General features: G+C 52.2%; 4 protein-coding genes and 1 pseudogene. 3 read left to right on the top strand and 2 right to left on the bottom strand.

Annotated features, from left to right (window positions below):
* Positions 1-107: 107 nt before the first annotated feature.
* Positions 108-797: a porin family protein gene (locus tag K2G43_RS05690; RefSeq protein WP_300153448.1), complete on the bottom strand. Its 690-nt coding sequence runs from the start codon at positions 795-797 to the stop codon at positions 108-110.
* Between the two features lie 51 nt (positions 798-848).
* Complete coding sequence (locus K2G43_RS05685; protein ID WP_300153446.1) at positions 849-2636, bottom strand: LysM peptidoglycan-binding domain-containing protein; 1788 nt, start codon at positions 2634-2636, stop codon at positions 849-851.
* A 188-nt stretch (positions 2637-2824) separates the two neighbouring features.
* Between K2G43_RS05685 and uvrA the strand changes: the two genes are divergently transcribed.
* The 3 genes and pseudogenes from uvrA to K2G43_RS05670 form a co-directional block, all read left to right on the top strand.
* Complete coding sequence (uvrA, locus tag K2G43_RS05680; protein WP_300153444.1) at positions 2825-5647, top strand: excinuclease ABC subunit UvrA; 2823 nt, start codon at positions 2825-2827, stop codon at positions 5645-5647.
* 183 nt (positions 5648-5830) lie between these two features.
* Positions 5831-6307, top strand: a complete 477-nt coding sequence (gene ybaK, locus K2G43_RS05675; RefSeq protein WP_297644458.1) for a Cys-tRNA(Pro) deacylase — start codon at positions 5831-5833, stop codon at positions 6305-6307.
* 197 nt (positions 6308-6504) lie between these two features.
* Positions 6505-6879 (top strand): annotated as a pseudogene (locus K2G43_RS05670) (MFS transporter); the annotation flags it as partial.

Here is a 6879-nt window from a genome sequence, read left to right as displayed (position 1 = left end):
GTGTCAGACACACCTCCCTTTTTCTTTGTTTTGTGGAAGAACAGGGCTATCGGCTGCGGTTTCCGATAAACGCCCGGATAAGCTTCCTCAGAATCCTTGTTATATTCCTATTTCTTTAAGTCGAACAGATAAGCGAGCTTTACGGTGATGCCTCCGTGGGCGGAACGGGCGAAGAAGTCTTTTTTGCTGTTGCCGTAGAAGTCGGACAGGGCGTAGTAGTATCTTCCTTCCAGCAAGAAATTGCCGGCTTTGGTGCGAAGCTCTACGCCGGCTCCGGCGGCAATGCCATAGTCGAATTTGTTGTCGATGGCTTTGTCGTGCTGTTCTGTCGTGAGGTTTTGTTCAGGAGAGTCCCAATCGCCTTCCGATTTCTCGCTGTCGCTGAGGAAGAAGCCTATTTGCGGGCCGGCATGGATGAAGAACTGCATACCGCGCTCTTTGCCGAATGCCAGATGTGCCAGGAAGGGAATCTCCACATAGTTCATCGTACGGGTATAGCCCAATTCCGGATAATCTTCGTAATACTCGTCCCAACCGCGTTGGGTGTAGTTCACTTCTATCTGCGCACCGCAAATCATCTTGAAATATCTTTCAGAGATGTATCGGGCTGTCAGTCCGCCTGTCATTCCCATCAGGCTCTTCTGCTTGATGGTGGGGGAGAAGCTGACACTGTTCATGTTGATGCCGCCGTTGATGCCGATGGCAAAGTTGTGGCGCTGTTCGCCCACTTGTGCGTGTATAGGCAAAGCACCTGCGCTTGCCAGTAGTATAGTACCTATGATTGTTTTTATTTTCATTCGGAATACAATGCAATTACAAATTATCACCTGTCACTTATCGCCATTTCATTAATCAAAATCCAGCTTTATCAGTTCAAAGTCCTTCGTGAAGCGGACGAAGAATACCTTCTTGTTGACGAATCCACCCCAATTGTTCACCCGTTGGAACTTGAAGCCGGTCTGGATAGGCACTAAGTTCATGTCCTGCATGCTCTTTTCGAAGGCGGAGCCGTAGCGGGAGAGTCCTTTCAGGAAGAAGTAGCCCGTGTCGAATCCCAACATGCCATATTTGGGGTAGCGTTCGTCCATCTCCTTGCCATACCATTTGCGGTAGCTCTTTGTGAAGTTGATGGCTGCGGGCAGCAGGTTGTTGGTATAGAAAGAGGAGTAGAAATAGGTATCCAGCTCAAAGAATGCCTCGATGTGGTCTTTGGTGTAGGTCTGCCATTCGGGATAGCCGAACAGGTGGACACGGCTTTCCGGATGCTCGCGCACCAGCATGGTGAGTTGGGGGAGTATCTTGATAAGTGTCAGGTTGCTGCCCGATGTGGGGACGAAGATGTTTTCCCGGTCGGCACGCAGCGTTGCTTGCAGCGATTCCACCGTGGCATCTTCTTTGAGGCTTGTCATCGGGATGGAGCGGCTCTTCAGTGTCTCCTTCAGGCCTTTGATGAATTCCGCCTTCTCTTTGGTTCCTTGAGTGGCCTCGATGAAGATGATGTTGGCGTTGGGGAATTGGCGTACAAAATGTTCGTAAACTTCCGAATACAGGTAAGACTGAGGCGTATTCACCTGATAGACGGACGGATTCTGGAACACGGTGTTGTCTTTCGAGGTGAATGGTATCACCAAGCGTGTGTTGTGTTTTTGGGCAAATGCGGCCAGTGGCTTGATGTGCTGCTGGTGCAGAGGACCGAAGATGATGTCCATCTCTTTCATTTCGCTTTTGTCGAGGATGGAGTTCAGGGAGGCGCTTTCAGGTCCCGAATTGTAGGTATAGAGGTCAATGGAAGTGCCGGTGCGCTTCAGGCTGTCCACCGCCATCAGCAGCCCTTCATAATACTCCACCATGCGTGCCGACTCGCCTTTGGAGACACCGTCGAGGAAAGGGAGGACAACGGCTGCCTTGATGACGGCAAACCGTTCTGTCGCTTTCTTGTTCTCGCTGAACAGTTCGGCGTCGGTAGGTATGTTTTGAACCTTTGGAGCTTGTTCCGCCTGCTTCGGGTAGGGGATGCAGAGGAAGCTTCCTTTCTTTATTTTGGGCTCGCCTTTCAGTTCCGGATTGGCGGCTATCAGTTCGGCGTCGCTGATACCATATTCACGGCTGATGCTGAAGATGGTCTCTTTCCGTTTCACCTTGTGCATGTCGCGGCAACGCGATTCTACGGGACCGGGGATGTTGCTCTCCGCAACCGTGGTGTCGCTTCCTGTGGCGGGAGCCGAAACCCCTGTCGTGGTGACGGAAGGAATGCGGATGACCTGTCCGACACGGAAGTTCGCGGCGCTCAGTCCCGGGTTGGCGTCGCAAATCTCTTTGGCTGATACGTTGTATTTCACGGTCAGCCGATAGAGCGTTTCGCCTGCCGCGATGGTGTGGTAGGTCTCCTTTTGCTCGTTGGCGTTGGTGTTGCGCGGAATGCGCAGGGTATGTCCGGTGTATATCTTATCGTCGCTTCCGGGATTCAGTTTTATGATATCCGCCGTACTGATGCCATACATGCTGGCGATGGAATAGAGGCTTTGCCCCTTTTCGATGGTATGCAGAAAATAAGATTGGTTCTCTTGTGCGGTTGCGCCGAAACTGCATGCGCCGGCAAGCAGCAGGGAGTAGAAAATGCGGTTAATCGTTTTCATTCAATAATTGTTGGTTTATGTTTACAATTTCCCAAAGTAGTCGCAAAGGTACGAATATTGTAGAATTCTATCTAATGGATTGCGTTAAGAAATAATATCGCGGGCTTCAAAATCGAAAAATGAAGCTTTTAGGCTGAGATTCGGGGGAAACCGTTATTTTTGCAACAAAAAACAGAGCGTAACACAATATGCAAGAAGAGACAGAATACATCCATGTGTATGGTGCACGTGTGCACAATCTTAAAAATATAGATGCCGAGATCCCCCGCAACAGTCTTACGGTGATTACCGGGTTGAGCGGAAGCGGCAAGTCTTCGTTGGCTTTCGACACCATTTTTGCCGAAGGACAGCGGCGCTACATCGAAACGTTTTCGGCATACGCCCGTAATTTTTTGGGAAACCTGGAACGTCCGGATGTGGACAAGATTACGGGACTGAGTCCGGTCATCTCCATCGAGCAGAAGACCACGAACAAGAACCCTCGCTCCACGGTGGGCACCACAACGGAGGTTTACGACTACCTCCGTCTGCTCTTTGCCCGTGCCGGAGAGGCCTATTCCTATCTGTCGGGCGAGAAGATGGTGAAATACACCGAAGAACAGATTCTCGACCTCATCCTGAAGGATTACAAAGGGAAGCGCATCTACATCCTCGCCCCGCTGGTGCGCAGCCGTAAAGGGCATTACAAGGAGCTTTTCGAACAGGTGCGGAAGAAGGGCTACCTCTATGTCCGTGTGGATGGCGAGGTGCGGGAGGCTTTGCCTGGCATGAAGTTGGACCGCTACAAGAACCACGATGTGGAGGTGGTGATAGACAAGCTGGTGGTTGCCGACAAGGATGACACCCGCCTGAAGAACAGCGTGGCCACCGCCATGCGTCAGGGCGACGGGCTGATGATGATACTCGATGGGCAGGACAATGAGGTGCGTCACTACAGCAAGCAACTGATGTGTCCCCGAACAGGGCTTTCCTACCGGGAACCGGCACCGCACAATTTTTCCTTCAACTCTCCGCAAGGCGCGTGTCCTAAGTGCAAGGGGTTGGGAGTGGTCAGCCAGATAGACATCGACAAGGTGATTCCCGATCGTGAACTCTCCATAACCGAAGGAGCCATCGCCCCGTTGGGCAAGTATAAGAACAGCATGATTTTCTGGCAGATAGCCGCCTTGCTCGAAAAGTATGAGGCCACCTTGAAGACACCCGTCAAGGAGCTGCCCGACGAAGCGATTGAGGAAGTGCTTTATGGGTCGGACGAACGCATCAAGATAAAGAATTCCCTGATAGGCACCTCGTCCGACTATTTCGTCACCTTCGAGGGGGTGGTGAAGTACATCCGGATGCTTCAAGATAAAGACGCTTCCGCCACGGCTCAGAAGTGGGCGGACCAGTTTGCCAAGACCGCCCTCTGTCCCGAGTGCCGCGGTGCCAGACTGAACAAGGAGGCACTCTCGTTCCGCATCCACGACAAGAACATCTACGAGCTCTCCACGATGGACATCAGCGAGCTGTACGAGTGGCTCTCGAACGTGGACCCTTACCTCAGCAGCAAGCAGCGGCAGATAGCCGGCGAGATTCTGAAGGAGATACGCACGCGCCTGAAGTTCTTGCTCGATGTCGGGTTGGATTACCTCTCCTTGAACCGCACGGCTGTCAGCCTCTCCGGCGGTGAGAGCCAGCGCATCCGCCTGGCCACGCAAATCGGCTCCCAACTGGTGAACGTGCTCTACATCCTCGACGAACCGAGCATCGGGCTGCACCAGCGCGACAACCAGCGCCTTATCAACTCCCTGAAGGAGCTGCGCGACATAGGCAATTCGGTCATCGTGGTGGAGCACGACAAGGATATGATGCTTGCCGCCGACTACGTGATAGACATGGGACCGAAGGCGGGACGTTTGGGAGGCGAGGTGGTCTTTGCCGGCACACCCCGTGAGATGTTGCAGACGCACACGCTCACCTCCCAATACCTGAACGGGGAATGCGCCATCGAGGTACCGGCCGTCCGTCGTCCGGGAAACGGACACAGCCTGTGGCTGCGTGGCGCCAAAGGCAACAACCTGAAGAGCGTGGATGTAGAGTTCCCGTTGGGCAAGCTGATTTGTGTCACCGGTGTCTCCGGCAGCGGCAAGTCCACGCTCATCAACGAGACGTTGCAACCCATCCTGTCGCAGAAGTTCTACCGCTCCTTGCAAGACCCTCTGGAGTACGACAGCATCGAAGGACTGGAGTACATCGACAAGGTGGTCAACGTGGACCAGTCGCCTTTGGGACGTACCCCCCGTTCCAATCCCGCCACCTATACGGGTGTCTTCGCCGACATCCGCAACCTCTTTGTCGGCCTGCCCGAAGCGAAGATACGCGGCTACAAGCCCGGACGTTTCTCCTTCAACGTCAGCGGAGGCCGCTGCGAGGCTTGTCAGGGAAACGGCTACAAGACCATCGAGATGAATTTCCTGCCCGATGTATATGTGCCTTGCGAGGTGTGCCACGGCAAGCGATACAACCGCGAGACCCTGGAAGTGCGTTTCAAGGGAAAATCCATCGCCGATGTGCTGGACATGACCATTAACCAGGCCGTGGAGTTCTTTGAGAACGTGCCTCAGATACTGAACAAGATAAAGGTGATTCAAGAAGTGGGATTGGGATACATCAAGTTGGGACAATCCTCCACCACGCTTTCCGGAGGCGAGAGCCAGCGCGTGAAGCTTGCCACGGAACTCTCCAAACGCGATACGGGCAAGACCCTCTACATCCTCGACGAACCCACCACCGGACTCCATTTTGAGGACATCCGTGTCCTGATGAACGTGCTGAACCGCCTGGTGGATAAGGGAAACACCGTCATCGTTATCGAACACAACCTCGATGTCATCAAGATGGCGGACTATATCATCGACATGGGTCCCGAAGGCGGAAAGGGCGGGGGAGAACTCCTCTCCTGCGGAACGCCCGAAGAGGTGGCAAAGAGCGAGAAAGGCTATACGCCGAAGTTCTTGAGAGAGGAGATTTAGATTTATAGTCAAACGGAATTGAATGGCGAATTTTAAGGAGTTATCGGGAGTTAACAGGAGTTATCGGCCGATACTCCGCTTTCCATAAGTTAAACTATCGGCCTTTAACTCCCGATAACTCCTTCTAACTCCCGATAACTCCTTCTAACTCCCGATAACTCCTTATAAAAAAACTTATTACTTATGAAGATAAACAAGACGAATGCGGCGCGGCTGCTTGACAAGGCTAAAATAGCCTACGAACTGATTCCCTACGAAGTGGATGAGAGTGATTTGAGTGCCGTCCATGTAGCGGCCAGTTTGGGCGAAGACATCGATTGTGTCTTCAAGACGCTGGTGCTCCATGGCGACAAGTCCGGACACTTTGTCTGCGTCATACCCGGCGAGCACGAAGTCGATTTGAAGCTGGCGGCAAAGGTGTCGGGCAACAAGAAGTGCGACCTGATTCCGATGAAGGAGCTGCTGCCCCTCACAGGCTACATCCGTGGCGGCTGTTCGCCCATCGGCATGAAGAAACCTTTCCCCGTCTATATCCACGAGTCGTGCCTTCGGTTCCCCTACATCTACATCAGTGCCGGACAGCGCGGCTTACAGCTGAAACTGAATCCGGAGGATTTGATAAAGGAGGTACGGGCGGTGGTTTGCACTTTGTTTGTATAGTCAGACAACATTGAATTGCGAAAACTCCCGATAACTCATAAGTCCGGAAATTTGCGGAAGTGATAATAGTAAGTTCCATACATGGCGAAATGCCAATTGATGGAACTTATTTTTTGTAAAATAGTCGAAACTTCCTATATTTGCAACTATTATTTAAGAAACAAATCTAATTTACTAACTTTTAAAGCTTAATTTTTATGTTTAAAAATCATCCCAAAGGGTTGCTTACGGCGGCTTTGAGTAACATGGGAGAACGCTTCGGTTACTACATTATGAATGCCGTGCTGGTGTTGTTCCTCTGTTCTAAATTCGGTCTGAGCGAAGGTGCCAGCGGTACCATCTATTCTTTCTTTTATGCCGGTATCTACATCTTGAGTCTGGTGGGCGGTCTGATAGCGGACCGTACGCAGAACTACAAAGGCACCATCAAATCAGGTCTGATAGTGATGGCGGCGGGCTACATCATCCTCTCCATTCCTATCCTGGCCACGGCAGGCAACACCACCTGGCTGTTGTCGCTCACATGCTTCGCCCTGTTTCTGATTGCCTTCGGCAACGGTCTGTTCAAGGGC

The sequence above is a fragment of the Bacteroides sp. genome (genome assembly GCF_029057325.1).
Lineage (GTDB): Bacteria > Bacteroidota > Bacteroidia > Bacteroidales > Bacteroidaceae > Bacteroides.
The sequence above is the reverse complement of the archived record's forward strand: the minus strand, read 5'-3'. Positions and strand labels throughout refer to the sequence as shown.

Bases quoted from the DNA above. Each gene is read 5' to 3' on its own strand.
- K2G43_RS05690 (WP_300153448.1), bottom strand. From the start codon at position 797: ATGAAAATAAAAACAATCATAGGTACTATACTACTGGCAAGCGCAGGT.
- K2G43_RS05685 (WP_300153446.1), bottom strand. From the start codon at position 2,636: ATGAAAACGATTAACCGCATTTTCTACTCCCTGCTGCTTGCCGGCGCA.
- uvrA (WP_300153444.1), top strand. From the start codon at position 2,825: ATGCAAGAAGAGACAGAATACATCCATGTGTATGGTGCACGTGTGCAC.
- ybaK (WP_297644458.1), top strand. From the start codon at position 5,831: ATGAAGATAAACAAGACGAATGCGGCGCGGCTGCTTGACAAGGCTAAA.